This is a genomic window from Butyrivibrio sp. Su6, assembly GCF_900108105.1.
Classification (GTDB): Bacteria; Bacillota; Clostridia; order Lachnospirales; family Lachnospiraceae; genus Butyrivibrio.
The window spans coordinates 37,254-54,492 of the sequence record NZ_FNUR01000006.1 but is presented as its reverse complement, the minus strand read 5'-3'; the positions used below and the strand labels follow the sequence as shown (position 1 = coordinate 54,492).

Annotated in this window: 16 protein-coding genes, 1 tRNA gene and 1 riboswitch; of the genes, 3 read left to right on the top strand and 14 right to left on the bottom strand. The window is 41.0% G+C overall.

The genetic code is table 11. The features are described 5' to 3' along the window. Window positions 1-31 precede the first annotated feature (31 nt). Window positions 32-1,168: a DUF4317 domain-containing protein gene (locus tag C4S54_RS08275; RefSeq protein WP_103869112.1), complete on the top strand. Its 1,137-nt coding sequence runs from the start codon at window positions 32-34 to the stop codon at window positions 1,166-1,168. Window positions 1,169-1,222: 54 nt separating this feature from the next. Here the strand turns inward: C4S54_RS08275 and C4S54_RS15995 are convergent, their stop codons facing one another. From C4S54_RS15995 to thiW, 13 genes are all read right to left on the bottom strand, one after another. Next, a complete protein-coding gene (locus C4S54_RS15995; RefSeq protein ID WP_022773031.1) occupies window positions 1,223-1,381 on the bottom strand; it encodes a hypothetical protein in 159 nt (52 codons plus the stop codon). Window positions 1,382-1,549: 168 nt separating this feature from the next. After that, window positions 1,550-2,896 (bottom strand): NADP-specific glutamate dehydrogenase, encoded by a 1,347-nt coding sequence (gdhA, locus tag C4S54_RS08270; RefSeq protein ID WP_022773030.1) that lies wholly within the window; start codon window positions 2,894-2,896, stop codon window positions 1,550-1,552. 199 nt (window positions 2,897-3,095) lie between these two features. After that, window positions 3,096-4,547: a cell wall hydrolase gene (locus C4S54_RS08265; RefSeq protein WP_103869111.1), complete on the bottom strand. Its 1,452-nt coding sequence runs from the start codon at window positions 4,545-4,547 to the stop codon at window positions 3,096-3,098. Between the two features lie 12 nt (window positions 4,548-4,559). Continuing rightward, window positions 4,560-5,744 carry a Gfo/Idh/MocA family protein gene (locus tag C4S54_RS08260; protein WP_103869110.1) on the bottom strand — a complete coding sequence of 395 codons (1,185 nt, stop codon included), beginning with the start codon at window positions 5,742-5,744 and terminating at the stop codon, window positions 4,560-4,562. Window positions 5,745-5,771: 27 nt separating this feature from the next. Beyond that, window positions 5,772-7,049, bottom strand: coding sequence for an SH3 domain-containing protein (locus C4S54_RS08255; RefSeq protein ID WP_103869109.1), 1,278 nt, complete (start codon window positions 7,047-7,049; stop codon window positions 5,772-5,774). Between the two features lie 48 nt (window positions 7,050-7,097). Further along, a tRNA-Arg gene (locus tag C4S54_RS08250) sits at window positions 7,098-7,169 on the bottom strand. Window positions 7,170-7,214: 45 nt separating this feature from the next. Then, on the bottom strand, window positions 7,215-8,114 hold the full coding sequence (locus C4S54_RS08245) for a DUF5688 family protein (protein WP_146059974.1): 900 nt from the start codon (window positions 8,112-8,114) through the stop codon (window positions 7,215-7,217). A 129-nt stretch (window positions 8,115-8,243) separates the two neighbouring features. Continuing rightward, window positions 8,244-8,801: an elongation factor P gene (gene efp / locus C4S54_RS08240; RefSeq protein ID WP_022773023.1), complete on the bottom strand. Its 558-nt coding sequence runs from the start codon at window positions 8,799-8,801 to the stop codon at window positions 8,244-8,246. 135 nt (window positions 8,802-8,936) lie between these two features. Continuing rightward, window positions 8,937-10,241, bottom strand: coding sequence for a phosphomethylpyrimidine synthase ThiC (thiC, locus tag C4S54_RS08235; protein WP_103869107.1), 1,305 nt, complete (start codon window positions 10,239-10,241; stop codon window positions 8,937-8,939). 40 nt (window positions 10,242-10,281) lie between these two features. Next, window positions 10,282-11,067 carry a bifunctional hydroxymethylpyrimidine kinase/phosphomethylpyrimidine kinase gene (gene thiD / locus C4S54_RS08230; protein WP_103869106.1) on the bottom strand — a complete coding sequence of 262 codons (786 nt, stop codon included), beginning with the start codon at window positions 11,065-11,067 and terminating at the stop codon, window positions 10,282-10,284. Then, the gene (gene thiE, locus C4S54_RS08225; RefSeq protein WP_103869105.1) at window positions 11,064-11,705 is read right to left on the bottom strand and encodes a thiamine phosphate synthase; all 642 of its coding nucleotides are present in this window, start codon (window positions 11,703-11,705) and stop codon (window positions 11,064-11,066) included. Before thiE ends, thiD begins: the two co-directional genes overlap by 4 nt. Before the next feature lie 26 nt (window positions 11,706-11,731). Beyond that, window positions 11,732-12,565 (bottom strand): hydroxyethylthiazole kinase, encoded by an 834-nt coding sequence (gene thiM / locus C4S54_RS08220; protein WP_103869104.1) that lies wholly within the window; start codon window positions 12,563-12,565, stop codon window positions 11,732-11,734. Then, entirely contained in the window at window positions 12,565-13,098 is a 534-nt protein-coding gene (gene thiW / locus C4S54_RS08215) for an energy coupling factor transporter S component ThiW (protein ID WP_103869103.1), read from the bottom strand. Before thiW ends, thiM begins: the two co-directional genes overlap by 1 nt. Before the next feature lie 168 nt (window positions 13,099-13,266). Next, a riboswitch (TPP riboswitch) is annotated at window positions 13,267-13,371 on the bottom strand. 188 nt (window positions 13,372-13,559) lie between these two features. Between thiW and C4S54_RS08210 the strand changes: the two genes are divergently transcribed. Next, the gene (locus C4S54_RS08210; RefSeq protein WP_103869102.1) at window positions 13,560-14,000 is read left to right on the top strand and encodes a type II 3-dehydroquinate dehydratase; all 441 of its coding nucleotides are present in this window, start codon (window positions 13,560-13,562) and stop codon (window positions 13,998-14,000) included. Window positions 14,001-14,075: 75 nt separating this feature from the next. Next, window positions 14,076-14,480, top strand: a complete 405-nt coding sequence (locus C4S54_RS08205) for a PaaI family thioesterase (RefSeq protein WP_103869101.1) — start codon at window positions 14,076-14,078, stop codon at window positions 14,478-14,480. Window positions 14,481-15,120: 640 nt separating this feature from the next. On the opposite strand, the gene C4S54_RS08200 is transcribed toward C4S54_RS08205, so the two are convergent. Beyond that, complete coding sequence (locus C4S54_RS08200; RefSeq protein ID WP_103869100.1) at window positions 15,121-17,145, bottom strand: hypothetical protein; 2,025 nt, start codon at window positions 17,143-17,145, stop codon at window positions 15,121-15,123. Between the last annotated feature and the right edge of the window lie 94 nt (window positions 17,146-17,239).

The following is a 17,239-nucleotide window of genomic DNA, read 5'->3' as shown; positions in this document are numbered from 1 at the left end:
AATTTATGGATAAAGGAAAATAATATTTATAATGAATAAGGCAGAAACACTAGAAATCAAGAAGCAGTTCACACCAGACAGATGCACTATCGATCACATTTGCGGATGCTATGTTGATCATGAAAAAAACAAGCGACTTACTTTCAGAAAGGCCTTTGGACAGATCCCAGAGGAAGAAATGTTTAAATATCTGGATATTTTCCAGCACACACTTGCAGGAACATTTGGCAAGAATCTGATCAGTCTTGAGTTTCCTCTTGACCAGGAACAGCCGGGAGGAACTCAGGACTTTCTTTTGACTCTCCGTAATTCAAGGCTTGAAGATGATGAACTCTTAGAGGAATTCTACGACAAGATCATAGCCAATTACATCAACGGAGAAAACTATTACATAATCGTAGTTCACGCAGTTTACGATATTCCCGGTGTCACAAATGACGGAATCGAAATGGAAGATGCTTCCGACAAGATCTATGACTATATTCTTTGCAGCATCTGCCCTGTGAAGCTTTCAAAGGCAGGTCTTGGCTACAATGAATCAAAAAATGTTATTGAGGACAGATATCGTGACTGGATCGTAGAGGGCCCTACAAAGGGATTTCTTTTCCCGGCTTTCATAGAAAGAGAGATGGATATCCACAATATGCTCTACTTCACCAAAAAGCCCGATGATCTTCAGCCTGAATTTGTGGAGGCCATGTTCGGTGGAAGAGCTCCTATATCCGCTCCGGAGCAGAAGGACATTTTCGATGCTGTTGTCCAAAACACCATAGGTGAGGATGCTGACTATGACATCATGAAAAACATTCATGATAACTTAAACGATATGATTGAAGATCACGCTGAAGACCCTGAACCACTTGAGCTTTCAAAAAAAGACGTTAAGCAGCTCCTTCAGGACAGCGGTGTATCTGAAGAGCGCCTTGGTTATTTCGAGGAAAACTATACAAAATGTGCAGGTGATGAGGACTTCCCTCTTCTTGCAAGCAACATAGCTAACACCAAGAAATTCGACATTGAAACACCTGACGTAGTGATCAAGGTAAAACCTGACCGCACAGACCTTGTAGAATCCAAGATAGTTGATGGCAGACAGTGCCTCGTCATTGCTGTAGATGATCATATTGAAGTAAACGGGATCAACGTTAGGACCTTTATGAATAAATAAAGAAATAAGGCGATGAAATGAAGATCATTTCATCGCCTTTATTGTACTATATAATCAGTGCATGCCTCGAAGCATCTCAATAGCAGTTTGAGGACGTTCCTCAGTCTTATATTTATTATTATCGTACTTATTAAGAAGTCTAGCACGCATCTCTTCAGGATGGTTATATAACTGATCCATCACTCGGTCAAAGACCTGTTTCCATTCACCCATATCGTCGCCTCCGTATAAAAGACCAACAACAGTAGCGTGATTTATATTATCTGTTTTTCATAATCTTTGCAATGTCATTTTACACAAAAAAGTGTGAAATAAGTGTGTCCTCAAAAAACAAAAACAGTCTTCGACCAGAATAATGAATCTTTTATTCACCTGTAATTATCAAACAATACCCTGAGCCTTCATAGCTTCAGCAACCTTAAGGAATCCGGCAATATTTGCACCTGCAACATAGTCGCCTTCCTTGCCATACTTCTTTGCTGCTTCAGAAATGCTCTTATAGATGTTGACCATGATGCCCTGGAGCTTATTATCAACTTCTTCGAATGTCCATGAAAGTCTCTCACTATTCTGGCTCATCTCAAGAGCTGATGTTGCAACGCCACCGGCATTAGAAGCCTTACCACAAATAAAGAGAACTCCATTGTCCTGAAGGTACTTTGTAGCTTCAATTGTTGAAGGCATGTTAGCACCCTCACAAACAGCGATTACGCCATTTGCTACTAGAGCCTTAGCATCATCAAGATCAAGCTCGTTCTGTGTTGCACAAGGAAGAGCTACATCACACTTAACGTTCCATACGCCGTGCTCACCATTCTTCTTCTCATGATATTCTGCAGACTTTCTGGCAGCGGCATACTCAGAAAGACGAGCTCTCTTAACCTCTTTTACTTCCTTAAGAAGAGCAACATCAATTCCTTCCGGATCATAAATCCAACCTGTAGAATCAGAACATGTTACAACCTTTGCACCGAGCTGCTGAGCCTTCTCAATAGCGTAGATTGCTACGTTTCCTGCACCGGATACAACAACTGTCTTACCAGCCATATCCTTGCCATGATCCTTCAAAAGTTCTTCTGTGATATATACGAGTCCATAACCTGTAGCCTGTGTACGAGCAAGTGATCCGCCGTATGTAAGTCCTTTACCTGTAAGAACTCCTTCATATACGTCTCTGATTCTCTTGTACTGGCCATAGAGATAACCAATCTCACGTCCACCTACACCGATATCTCCGGCAGGAACGTCTGTATCAGCTCCGATGTGTCTGAACAGCTCTGTCATGAAGCTCTGGCAGAAAGCCATAACTTCTCTGTCTGACTTGCCCTTAGGATCAAAGTCAGAACCACCCTTACCGCCACCGATAGGAAGGCTTGTAAGAGAGTTTTTGAAAATCTGCTCAAATCCAAGGAACTTAATAATTCCAAGGTTTACTGAAGGGTGAAAACGAAGGCCACCCTTGTATGGTCCGATTGCTGAATTGAACTGAACACGGAAGCCATTGTTAACCTGAACCTGTCCTTTATCATCAACCCAAGGAACTCTGAAAAGAATCTGTCTTTCAGGAGTAACAAGTCTCTCTAAAAGAGCATCCTTGCGGTATTCTTCTTCATTAGCTTCAATAACAACACGGAGTGACTCAAGTACCTCCTTGACTGCCTGATGGAATTCTGGCTGAGCTGGGTTCTTTTCTACGACGTAATCGTAGATCTCATCAACGTATGACATTTTCATTCTCCTTCCTGTGCCTTGGCACATAAAAACAATGTAATAAAAAGGGGCGTAAGAAACCAAAGGTCTCTACGCCCCATTGCGCAGACATCACTGCATGTATACGATTATACATTTTAGTAATTTAAAGTGCAAGAGCAAAAATCATTTTTATTTGTTTTTTATTACAGCTAGCTAATATATGTCGCAATCAGCCTTACTCTCCGCCTTCATCAGAATCTCCACCTTCATCAGAGCTTTCATCTGAGTTTTCCTCTGACTCCTCTGAATTATCCTCTGATTCTTCAGAGTCTTCCTGCTCCTCATTTTCAGATTCTGAAGATGATTCGCTTTCATTGTTTTCAGAACTGCTGTCAGATTCCTCGACTTCCTGCTCTTCTTCCTCTTCCTTCTCTTTTACTATCCAGCGATAGAAGAATGCATGATTACCAATCATCTCATATTCGGCAATTCCATAATAATCTGCCCAATATTTGGTCATGAAAAAGAGATAATCACCTACACGGGCTCCATCCAAAACTTCCTGAGCCGCGCGGATACATGTAGAATTAGGACCATTTGATATGATAAGTTCAACCTTACCTGAACGATAAGAAGCAAACTGCATATTCTGTGTAATTACGCCTACAACCGTGCTCGGGAAAGCAGAACTCTTAACTCTGTTCATGATAACAGAGCCTACAGCAAGCTTACCTGTATATGACTCTCCATCTGCCTCAGCCTGTATTGTTGCCGCAAGCCAGGTAAGTTCATCTGCACTTGCAGCGTAAGAGCCTGATGTATCTTCCTTAGTCATAGCAAGTCTCTCTGCTATCTGTTTAGCAAGAGCTGCCTGTGCCGCTGCTGTTTTAGCTTCCAGGGCTTTCATCTTGGAATCGAGTTCAGTAAGCTGTTTGTCATAATCAGCAAGTTTATTCTTTTCAGAAGAAAGAGTACTCTTGGTACTGCTAAGCTGTCCTCTTACCGTATCTGTAAGATCAGCCAGTTCATCATGCTTCTCATCAAGCTGTGTCTGATACTGATCAAGTTCTGCCTCTTTCTCTTCCACCACAGCTTTTTTGCTCTCAATATCAGCCTGCAATTTCTGATACTCACTTATCTTCCTCTGATCATATTCGATTATGGCATTCAAATATTCAAATTTTGTAAGAAATTCCTGGATTGAACCTGATTCCAAAAGAATCTGAAGAAGTCCGGCACCTGACCCTTTTTCGTAGGTGGACTTTAGGCGTTTCTTTAAAAGATTATATCTGTCCTGCTCCTCAGCCTTTGCCTGCTGAAGTTCAGAATTGAGCTTAACGATTTCTGAAGACACTTCAGCCATTGCCTCTTCTGCTTCAGAAATCTCATCGTTAAGCGAATTAAGTTTATTGGAATATCCGTTAATTGTACTCTGCAACGCACTGCTCTGAGTCTCCAGATTGGATACATTGCTCTGAGTCTGGGCTTTCTGTCCCTGAAGAGCGCTGATAGCATCCTGAGTTTCCTTAGTCTGCTTTTCAAGATCAGAAATTTCCGCCTGAGTTTGTGCTTCCTGCTGCTGCATTGCAGCGATAGTATCTTCATATTCATCAGCATAACTGATGAACGGAATATTTCCTGCTATTATTGCTATGAGCAAAATTCCCAATAAATACTTCTTTTGCATAAACTCCTCGTCTTACTCTTCTACAGCCCCCGCATTCTCATCCTGTGCATTTTCAGAAACTCCCTCATTTTCTTCTGACACACTAACCGTTTCATTCTGTATTTCTTCAGTATCGTTATTATTTTCTTCCGTACTTACTACGTCTGCCTGAACAACTTCAGCCTCCAAAACATCCCCAGTCTCGTTTTCCTGCATTTGTTCCAGGCAATTTTCATTTTTCTCTATAGGAAATACTATTCCATTAGTCTTTCTGATAAAATCCATCATATTAAGGATCTTAAGGCTCTCAGAATGTGGCATTTCAGGACACTCAATCCACTTCTCATTAAGTGCTCTCACACATGCCTCAACCTCATACTCATAACCAGTCTTCTGCTTAGGCCGTTTATAATAAGCAGTCTTTTTGTGGTCAGAGTCGTAAACCGTGATTCCCTCAAAATTATTTATATTATCTACAACAATATATCCTTTTGTTCCATAGATAACACCGCTTCTGTCACTTACAGAAAGACCTGACGCATTAAGCACGGCCATTTTGCCATCTCTGTACCTAAGCGTAATACTGTCGTGAAGGTCCATCCCTAAATTGTTAAAAGAGCACATGGAAACAATATCTGTCACATCATTTCCAAATACCATTGACGCAAAATTAAGAACATATACTCCAAGATCAAGTAGAACACCACCACCAAGCTCAGGTTTGGCAATTCTTTCTTTGTGCGCAATGTTATATCCAAGATTTGCTGTAAGCATCGTAGGCTCGCCAATAACACCTCCGGCCAGAACCTCCATAAGCTTATTTCTCATAGGCATAAATCTTACCCACATAGCTTCTACTACAAGGAGATCTTTCTCTTCAGCCAGATCAAATATGGTTTTAGCCTGCTGTTCATTCAGCATAAAGGCTTTTTCACATAATACATGCTTTCCATTTAAAAGAGCCAGCTTCACATTCTCAAAATGCTCAGAATGTGGAGTCGCAACATAAACAAGGTCAACCTTCGGATCCGCCACAAGACTTTCATATGATCCATAATATCTTTTTATTCCATATTTGGATGCAAATGCTTTCGCCTTTTCTTCAGTTCTGGAACCCACAGCATAACAGGTAACTCCCTTGGCATTCTTAAGGGTTTTGGCCATGATCTCTGCAATTCTGCCAGTACCCATGATAGCAACTCTAGTTCGTCCAAACATATAGCTTGCCTCCTTATTCGGGTCTAATTACTCCAAAAACTCAGATTTGATATATCCTGTATTTCCATTATACTCTACTTTGGCCCAGCCATTAGCGTATTGTTCAACTACGTTGACAGTTGAACCAGCATAGATCATCGCTAAGATATCAGCCTCAGTACTCTCAGACTTACGAAGCCTTACTGATTCCTTAACAGTCATCTTACCAGTTTTGGCAGAAGTATCCTTTGTGGAGGTTGTCTCCTCAGTTTCTGTTTCAGTCTCAGTGTTATCAGCTGCAACTGTTTCTTCACTTACAACCTCAAAAAACTCGGTCTTTACATAAGCTACTCCGCCATTATATTCTATCTTGCTCCATCCGTTTGCAAGAGCTTCAAGCTCCTTAAACTCCTGTCCCTTTGAAGTCTTGGCAAGAACATCCGCTGTTTCACTATCAGACTTTCTGATGTTTATGACATCTGTTGCCTTGATAGTGCGAACCGTCGTTGTCTCAGGCTCTGTCTCCTGTGCTGCCTCGCTGACTTCTTCTGAGCTCTCATCACTTGCCTCTGCATCATCTGCAGTTGATGAGCTTGCCTCAGAAGATGCAAGAGCCTCTCCTACTGATACCTGAATTCCAGATCTCATCTTGGTCAAAAGCTCTGCAAGCGCTTCATCAGAATTTACCATCTCATTATAGCTTGATGCTACCTTGTTGTTTAAGTCAATAACATCAGCCTGTACATTCACGTTCTTTATATACTCAATCTCATTGGCATCAGCAATGTCTCCATTGATATAAAGATTACCATCCTCATCAGTACAGATGTACATAGTCTCAAGTCCGGGAATGGCTTTTTCATACTCATAGAGCTTAACCTCGTTATATACGTAAGCCACATAGCTTCCGGTCAATGGGCCGGGTTTTGTATATACAACGATATTCTCGAAATCCTCTATATAATCTGCAGCTGCAACTGCCTTAAGAGCTTCTGTCTCATCAAGTCCCTTGTAGATAGACTTGATAGTCTCTGAATCACCCGCAGCCATTGCAGTGTAATAAGTATCAACAAGAGCATTCACATCAGGATATGCATTCTCTTCCATAGTTACATCCTGAATCTCAAAAGTTGCTGCCACGTCAGAATCGGCCGGAGCTTCAGCAAGCATCGCAGCCCTGCGGTTTGCACTGATAGCAATACCAACAGTAATAGCAACGGCAAGCACCAGGATAACAGGCATGAGAATCTTTTTATTGTCGCCTAGAATTGCAAATATATCCTTTTTATCATTTCTCCATGAATTAAAGTCATTTTTCTTTTTCATTATAAAAAACCTCTGAATAAGTAATAGTCCCCACTATACTAGTAAACATGCACCCGACTGGACTCGAACCAGCAACAAAGGCGTCGGAGGCCTACGTTTTATCCATTAGACTACGGGTGCATACATACCCGAATATAATATCATATGCGCACTCTAAAGTCCAATTTAAATAGCCATTTCCTCTTGCAGAACCCCCATTTTGCCTGTGTTTTTGTCATAATAATAAACGTTGTCACTTAGCACTTCTCCATCCTCCACAACAGTACAATTTACTTCTTTTACCATTTTGTAAAGATAGCCCGGATCTACTGCCATTTTTTCAGAAGGAATAACTATCACCTCATGCACAGATGAGGGGATCACGATCAAACTGCTTTGCAGGGCTTTTGAAGTTGCCTCCATTACCCCCGGATACAAAAAGACTCCTGCTCCGTTGATCTTTGAACTGTTTGAGAAGACAAACATTTCAGGAAGGACTCCATCAAGGGGCATTTCTTTCAGAGCAGGCACATACTCTGCCATATTACCGAAAGTAAGTGGCAGAATTTTGGGTGCATTCTCATAGACATTCTCCCATAGCTCGTCAAAGGATACCTCCCACTCCTTCAAGTGCTCATTTTTTATAGTAATGATCCCCCTTCCAAGCCTTTCATCATGAACAAGACAAAATGGAACCAGGGCAAGGTCTGCAAATCTCTTATGCGGGATATCTCTAAGGATTTCTTCATTCTTGTAGTAATTAACAACCTTAAATGCTAAAAGACCTGCCACTTTCGAAAAATCGGTAAAGAATGACACATCAACGCTCTCCCCCGGGGCATACTGGTTATACAGCTCTACAATCTCATTCACAATACTCATGATCACCTTACCATCCTTAAATTTATCATAGAGATCATCGATGTAGATTGTAGGAGCTACATTTTCTGCCTGTTTTCTGATAATAAGTGCGTGATTGACTATACCATTATTCTTGGTAATCTCCTTAAACTCCACATCTACAGCATTTCCAAGCGCATCCTTTACTTCCTCTGTCATTATCTTTCCAAATTCTAATATATTCATTTTCATATCCTCTCCATTTCATTTTTTGATAAAAGTAAAAAAATAAGACAATAGCTCAAATAAACTATTGTCTTACATTCGTTTCTATAAAATTATGATCTAAATGAATCAGATACGGTTGTATACAGATTAAACTCTTGAAAGGTACTCACCTGTTCTAGTATCAATCTTGATAACATCTCCTTCGTTAACGAAGAGAGGAACATAAACAGTTGCACCAGTCTCAACAGTTGCAGGCTTTGTAGCACCTGTTGCTGTATCGCCCTTGAATCCAGGCTCTGTCTCAGAGATTGCAAGCTCTACGAACATTGGAGGCTCAACTGCGAATACATTTCCATTATAAGAATTGATCTTACAAACTTCATTCTCTTTTACGAACTTAAGAGAATCGCCAACCTGCTCAGATGTAAGTCCGATCTGCTCATAAGTCTCTGAATCCATGAAGTTGTAGATATCGCCATCCTGATAGAGATACTGCATATCTTTTCTGTCGATACGAGCTGCTGGGAACTTCTCAGTAGGACGGAATGTTGTCTCTTTAACACCGCCATTGATGATATCTTTAAGCTTTGTTCTTACGAAAGCAGCGCCCTTACCAGGCTTAACGTGCTGGAATTCAATAATCTGACATACGTTGCCATCGATTTCGATGGTCATACCATTTCTGAAATCACTTGCAGAAATCATAAAAAATCCTCCTAAAAAACGTCACTATCTGCGTTTAAGAAAGTAACAATATAAATTTTTACATCAAACAACTAGTATAGTTTAAACTATAGACTTGTTTTTTTCAACTATTTTTTTACGGGATAGTCTATCTAATTATAATATGTCAATATGTTCTCCAGCAAGTGCTTTGTTCATGCTCCTGACAGCGCAGAATTTACCACACATAGAGCAGGTATCATCAAATTCAGGTGCTCTGTCGGCTCTTATAGCCTTCGCAGTTTCAGGGTCGATGGCACACTCCCACTGTTTATCCCAGTCAAAATTCTTTCTGGCATCAGCCATTTCATTGTCGATGTCCATGGCATGTGGGATCTTTTTTGCTATATCAGCAGCATGGGCCGCTATCTTAGATGCGATAATTCCCTGCTTTACATCGTCTACATTTGGAAGAGCAAGGTGCTCAGCCGGTGTCACATAGCAAAGGAAAGCTGCGCCTGCCGCCCCTGCGATTGCACCACCGATTGCAGATGTGATATGGTCATATCCCGGTGCAATATCAGTAACAAGAGGTCCAAGTACATAGAAAGGAGCTCCCATGCAGATTGTCTGCTGCATCTTCATATTGGCCTCGATCTGATCCATTGGCACATGTCCCGGTCCTTCAACCATGACCTGAACATCTTTTTCCCAAGCTCTCTTTGTCAGTTCTCCAAGTCTTACCAGCTCTTCAATCTGGCATACATCGCTGGCATCCGCAAGGCATCCCGGTCTGCAGGCATCTCCCAGGGAGATTGTCACATCATGTTCTCTGCATATTTCAAGGATCTCATCAAAGTATTCATAGAAGGGATTTTCTTCTCCTGTCATGCTCATCCATGCAAAAACAAGGGAGCCGCCCCTTGAGACAATATTCATTTTTCTCTTATGTCTTTTTATCTGATCAATGGTCTTTCTGGTTATTCCGCAGTGAAGTGTCACGAAATCAACACCATCCTCAGCATGAAGCCTTATAACATCGATAAAATCTTTGGCTGTAAGTTCAGAAAGATCCCTCTGATAGTGGATAACACTGTCATAAACCGGCACTGTTCCCAGCATTACAGGGCATTCTTCAACAAGCTTTTTTCTAAAGGGCTGTGTGTTCCCGTGAGAAGACAGATCCATAATGGCGTCAGCGCCCATGTTTACGGCCGCCATCACTTTTTCCATCTCAACATCATAATCCTTGCAGTCCCTTGAAACTCCAAGATTTACGTTTATCTTTGTTTTTAGCATTGAGCCTACGCCCTTTGGTACTAGGCACTTATGGTTCTTGTTAGCACAGATTGCTACCTGTCCCCTTGCTACAAGGTCCCTTATTTCTTCTGCTGATCTGTACTCGTCCTTTGCAACAGCCTCCATCTGAGGTGTTATGATTCCCTTCCTTGCAGCATCCATCTGTGTTGTGTAATTTGTCATACCTTTTCTCCTCAAGTTTTTATTTTGTAAATATTCAGAGTTACCTCAAATTATGTAAAAGAGGTCCCCTGCCTCTGCCGATATCAAGTCCCGCCGATATGCACTTACCAATGTATTCTTTAGCTTTTTTTACTGACTCTTCCACGGTAAGGCCGCAAGCCAGATTGCAGGCAATAGCACTTGATAACGTGCATCCCGTGCCATGTGTATTAGGATTATTTATCCGCCTTCCTTCTATAAAGATAGAATTTCTATGATACAGACAGTCACAAGCCTCATCCTCCTTGTCAAAAGAGCTGTGTCCACCCTTTACTAAAAAGCTGCTGCCATATTCTTCCGACAAAGATCTGGCAACATCTTCCATATCTTTCTTTGAGTCTATTTTTCTCCCGCTGAGTATTTCAGCTTCCGGAATGTTAGGGGTTACCAGATCACATAGGCAAAAGAGCTCATTTTTAAGGAACTCTCTCGCTTCCTTTTTGGAAAGCTCCGTCCCTGATGTTGAGCCAAGAACAGGATCAAGTACGATATTTGATGCCTTATAAGCAACAAGCACGTCCCTTACAGCCTTCATAACATCTGCATCAGGAAGCATTCCAATTTTTATGGCATCTGGCCTTATGTCATCAAATATTGCCTCAAGCTGTTTTTTTACAAATTCAGCATCCACCGCCATGATCCCGCTGATTCCAAGCGTGTTCTGCGCAGTCAAAGCCGTGATAACGCTCATGCCATACAATCCATGAGCTTCAATCGTTTTAAGATCTGCCTGGATCCCGGCTCCGCCTGAACAGTCGCTTCCCGCTATTGTTAATACTGTTTTCATGCTTTTAGTTCCTCGTATGCCTTAAGCAGCTCTTTTGCCGCCTCGTATGAATCTTCTGCCTTCATAATTGCAGAAACCACGCATATTCCGGCAATCGGAGCATTTTTTAACACATCAATGTTATTTTTATTAAGACCGCCTATGGCATTGGCAGGAATAGGAACGCTATTGCAGATATCTGTCAGAGTATCCACAGAAGTGAGAACCGTTTTTACTTTGGTAGTCGTCGGATAAATTGCTCCAACTCCCAGATAATCTGCGCCATTCTGGTATGCTTCAAGGGCCTGTGGAACTGTCTTTGTGGTGGCACCTATTATTTTCTTTTCACCAAAGATTTTCCTTGCTTTATCCACCTGCATATCGCTCTGTCCAAGGTGCACGCCCTCGGCATCAACAGCCATGGCAACGTCCACTCTGTCATCTATTATTAATGGCACATTGTATCTTTTAGCTATTTCATGAGTCTTTGCCGCAAGTTCAATGTAGTCTCTTGTAGTCTTGTCTTTTTCCCTTATCTGAAGCATGGTCACCCCGCCTCGCAAGGCATCTTCTACCTTCTTTAAAAAAATCTCTTCCGGCAGGTTAGTACTATCTGTCACCAGATACAGCTTCATTTGCGCTTTGTCTATTCTGCTCATTTAACTTTTCCTGCTTCTTTCATATGTTATATGTAATCCAAATTAATCCGTTTTTCTATGATATCTTCGTTTACAACTGATAGTTCATCCAAAAGTTTTATAAGGAAACTTCCACAGCCTATTGGGCTGACTCTTTCATTCATATCCTTTTGATTCTTTAACAGTTCTTCTCTTGCCAACTCGCCTGCAATTCCAAAAAACGCACAGGCTTTTATAACCTGATCTATGCTTTGTTCTTTGGCCAAAAAGCTTGCGCATATCGCCCCAAGCATGCAACCTGTACCGGTAATATTTCCCATTTCTGAGACTCCGTTCGATATAAGGAATGTCTTTTCCCCATCAGTTATCACATCCGTCTCGCCACTACACAAAACAGTTGCATTAAGACTTGTTGCAAGTTTTATTGAAGCACTGATTGAGTCTTCTTTTTTTAAGCGTTCATCAGCATCAACGCCAAGCCCCCTATAGTTTTCATCAAGAAGCGCCTTTATCTCTGAATTGTTGCCCTTTATCAAAAAGAATCCTTTGAAGTCCCTGCTCTCATCGCGCATTAAAGCTTCTCTTTCTTTTATAAGTCCCAAAGCAAATTTCCTTCTAAGCTCTGAACAGGCAGTTCCTACCGCATCAAGCACAATAGGCAGCCCTTTAAAAAGAGCTGCCTCAAATGATATTTTCATAGCTTCCATCCTTGAATCAGATATATTCCCAAGATTTAATAGAAGCGCTGATGCATCATTTGTTATTTCTTTTACCTCCAATGGATGCTCAGCCATTATGGGCTTATCACCGAGAGCCAAAACCGCATTGGCACACTGCATCATAGATATTGGATTTGTAATACAATGGATCAAATCAGCCATTATGCCGCCTTTTCCTTTGTTTCAATGTCTTTTAAACTGTTCTGGATCTTTGAAAGAGCACCTGCTGCCTCCAATCTGTTAAGAAGCAAAAATGCTATGCTTCCTCCAATGAGGGTTCCGCAGATAAATGATGGTACATAGAAGAACCATGTAAGTCCCTGTTTTCCCCAGATATAAGTCATTACCGGATATGAAACTATTGCTCCGATGATTCCTGTTCCAATGATCTCCCCAAGAACAGCTGCTATGATCTTTCCTTTGGAAAGTTTGTAGAAAATACCGGAAAGTGCTGCCCCAAACACAGCTCCTGTAAGAGCAAGCGGAGGGATGCCCATAATCATCATTCTGATAACTCCGATCAGAACAGCGCACAAAAATGCATAGGCAGGTCCCATAAACACAGCACAGGTGATGTTGATAAGATGCGCCATTGGGCACATTCCCTCAATCCTCAAAATCGGTGATATTACCACCCCGAGTGCAACGAACATTGCAAGCATTACCATCCTTAATAACCAGTTACTTTTTTTCATACCTTTTCTCCTTTTCTCAGACGGTTTTGCTCATAATATTCACAAGGTTCCTATCCACTCTGCTGCATTGCTTCGTGTTTTGCGTGTAAAGCAGACACAAACTCGTAAATGCTATGTGCTTTACACGCAAAAAGCGGAAGTAACCTTGTTTGGTTGCTTCCGCGAATATTCTCCTAGTATCAGGCATCCCTACGTTGGCATTATCCAAATCAGGTTCTCGGTCGAAGGTCACACCTTCCTCTCAGCCTGTAATACAAGCTCCCGTCTGTTAAATTTTCCTTTCTCTTTATACACCAATTCAATAGCAGGTGCAAGGGGAATTTTGTTTTTATTTTGCATTTTTCTGACCCCTATTTTCACATTTGTTTTTTCTGAATGAGTATTTTTTCCTTTTATTCTGCCTTCTCATTATTTATAATCTTTTTTAACATGATAAATTTGGAAACAGGAGCAGAAAGAACATGAAAATTCTTGTAATCAACGGACCAAATCTCAATTTCCTTGGAATAAGAGAAAAGGCTATATATGGAAATCAGGATTATGCATATCTCTGCAATACGATAAAAGAAAAAGCTGCAGCAGACGGTGATGAGGTCATAATATTCCAGTCCAATCATGAAGGCGCAATTATAGACAGAATACAGGAAGCCTATAGTGATGGAACCCAGGGAATCGTAATTAATCCAGGAGCTTATACACATTACAGCTACGCTATCCACGATGCATTAAAGAGCATCGAGCAAATCGTAAAGGTAGAAGTACATATTTCAGATATCCAGTCACGAGAAGAATTCCGCAAGATTTCCGTAACTGCTCCGGCCTGCGATAAACAGATCTATGGTCATGGGCTTAATGGCTATCTTGAGGCTATGGATTTCATAAAAGAAACTGTAACAAAATAATACTAATATTGATTTACACTTAAAATTGACCCTGGCAATTTTACTTGATAATCAACAACAAATTGGGGATAAAACATGGGAACACTTGAAGATGCAAGAGAAGTTTTTTCAAAAGATCTGTATGCCACAGAGCTTTCCGGTGCCGTTATCGATGAGATAGGTGAAAACTATGCAAAATGCAGCATGGAACTTACTCCAAAACACAAAAATGCCTATGGCGGCATAATGGGCGGCGCCATCTATACACTGGCTGATTTTGCCTTCGCAGTAGCATCCAATTATGGAAAAGAGTGCGCAACAGTTAGCCTTGTAGGTCAGGCAAATTTCATGTCAGCAACCAAAGGAAACAAGCTTTTTGCAGAAGCCAGACTCTTAAAAAACGGCAAAAGAAACAGCTTCTTCGAAGTCACTGTAACAGACGATCTTGATAAGCTGATTGCAGTAGTCTCCTTCACAGGAGCTCATGTGCCGTTTAAATAAACCACTCATTTAAAGTGATACTTGTAGATTTTCTCCTTTTCATCCCATCGTACGGATAACTTCAGCACTATTCTTTATTTTTATCCGTACAATATGGTCATTTTTGCTCAATGATCTTTCCTTTTACGGATAAGATTGCATGTTGTATGCTGTCTTATCCGTACGTCACGCGGGAAATGAAGTGTCTACTGACAGATTGTACGGATAAGATTGCACGTTGCATGCTGTCTTATCCGTATGTCACGTGCAAAATGCACTATCTACTGACAGATTGTACGGATAAGATTGCACGTTGTACGCTGTCTTATCCGTATGTCACGCGGAAAATGAACTATCTACTGACAGATTGTACGGATAAGATTGCACTTTATCAGCATTCTTATCCGTACATCTGCCAAAAGTACCCCAAAAAGTACCGGAATTTTTTAGACATACATCTTTATTCGATGTTTTCTCCCAAAAGATATCAGCAAAAAGATACAGAACCAGAGGCCCTTGTACGTAGCCAATTTCTTACTCTTATACAAAAATGAAGCACGCATGTTCAGCGTATAGCCAAACATGCGTGCTTTAAAAATTCATTCAAATAAATCAGTTGTAAAGCAACATCATTTATCTGTTCATTTATCTGTTTCTAATATTAGATTGTTTCACCGCCGAGTACTGCAAGGAGTCTTAAGAATCCGCAATAGCCATTTTTATCAAGAAGGCTCTTCATATCATATCCTGCAGGAATAACAACTTTGTATCTCTTGCCGCCATAATTAAATACTACGTTTACATCAATATCACTTCTGGCTGAAAGAGCTTCTACCATCTTGTAATCAATTACTGAAGGCTTGTCTGTAACAAGGTTAAGAGCACCGTTTGCAGGAACTGACGCCACATTATTTATAACAGCTTCCTTGTACTGCTGTGGTGTAACCTTTCCAACGCTGAATGATATTGTCTGAGCTGGCTTTTCTCCACTGATTGCTGCTACAAGCGCTGCCTGTTCAGGGTTAGATGCTGCATTTGCCTGACCGGATGTACTTGTAATAACTAATGCACCAGGCTGGGTAGGAGTAGGAGCAGTCTGAGTAACTTCCTCAACTACTACTTCATAGTCATTACCGCCTGATGAAGAATTATCACCAGTTGAAACAGGTCTAAGTACTGCCTTAAGGTTGATTCCACCCTTTACATTATTCAGTGTAAGTGAGAAGGTTCCATTTCCGTTATCAACAACTGTTACATTTTCTCCACCACTTATGGTGTAACCTTCAGGGAGCTTTGCAGCTACTGCAAATGCCTGGTTGATCTTTGTTGTAAAGTATTCCTTACCGTTAATTTCCTGCTTGGATGTATCTTTATCCACAGTAATGCTGTAATCTGCGTTAGACTTATCATCCTGTTTGATTATGTAGTTGATAGCACTTACTACTGAATCGTAAACATTTTTAAAGCCTTCATAGCACTCAACACGATAAGGTATTTCACCGATACCCTCAACGTAGCGGGTACCAAGTTTTCCATCACTTATTGCCTTTGCACCCTCAACAGCATAGACTGTTATCTGAGGCATTTCTTTTGCCAGTTTTTCTCCGCCTTTTTGCGCCCTGACTGCATAACTTTCACCTGTACTGTTGTCCTCAACATACTTGGACATAGAATTAGCACCAGCTAGATTCAGACCATATTTTTCGCCCTTGATAGTACCTAAAACCACGATACTTCCAGCTTTTCCATCTTCATCATTGGCAATAGTAATACCATACTGCTGACCGGTAACATCGCCTTCAACCACGATTTTTCCGTTTCCATCTGTGTATATACCATGGCTATCAAAACTCTTCTGATTTACGGCAGGAACTCCTGTTGAACCCTCATCAACTGTATAAGTTACGTCTTCTTTTCCATCAACGATTTTCACATGACGTGTAAAAGAAGCACCTTCACCATTTACATATTCTGTACCGGATTCAATAGTCTCCTGTCCGTTGGAAACTACATTTCCACCAACGGTTAATGTACTCTCGCCCCTTACGTAGGCACCCGTTCTACCTCCTACTACATTTCCTTCAACATCAACATCAGCACCTTCTGCTACGTACACACCTGCAGAAGCACCGCCTGTAATGGTCTTTGTATCATACTCTGTTATTGTAGTTGCCTTATCATCAACATAATGAGTAGTATGTGAGCCAGATATATTTTCTTCACTTTTCGTAATAATCCTGGAACCATCTACATTTCCGCCAACCTTAACACTTGATCCCTCATCGGCTGCTGTAACAAGTCCGTTACGTGGATCAGCTCCAATAATTAAGTCAGTTGAATCCAGTAAGCTCTCGTGTCCATTTGAAGTTACATCACCCGTAACCTCAACTGTTCCGCCCAGATAAGCCTGCACTTTTCCTTCTACAGAACCATTTACTTTAACTTCATCATCACCTAGAGCCTCTACAGCATAATAGCCTTCTTCTACCACATCACCTTCAATTACTTTATGATCGTCCTCGTTGGTAGAATAATAAGCCATATTTTTTTCCGGGGTAATAGCATTTTCAGAAACAGACGACTCAATTGATTCCTCTTCAGCTGCAAAAGATGTAAAACCAAAAGTTGCAACCATTGTAATAACCATTGCCGTAGCAGTGACCTTAGCTAAAAGTTTCTTGTACATAACACTATGTCCTCCAAAACATATATAATTCATAATTCACAACGAAGTCATGTTAGCATAAGCCAAACTTAGTAAACCATTAAAACATTATATA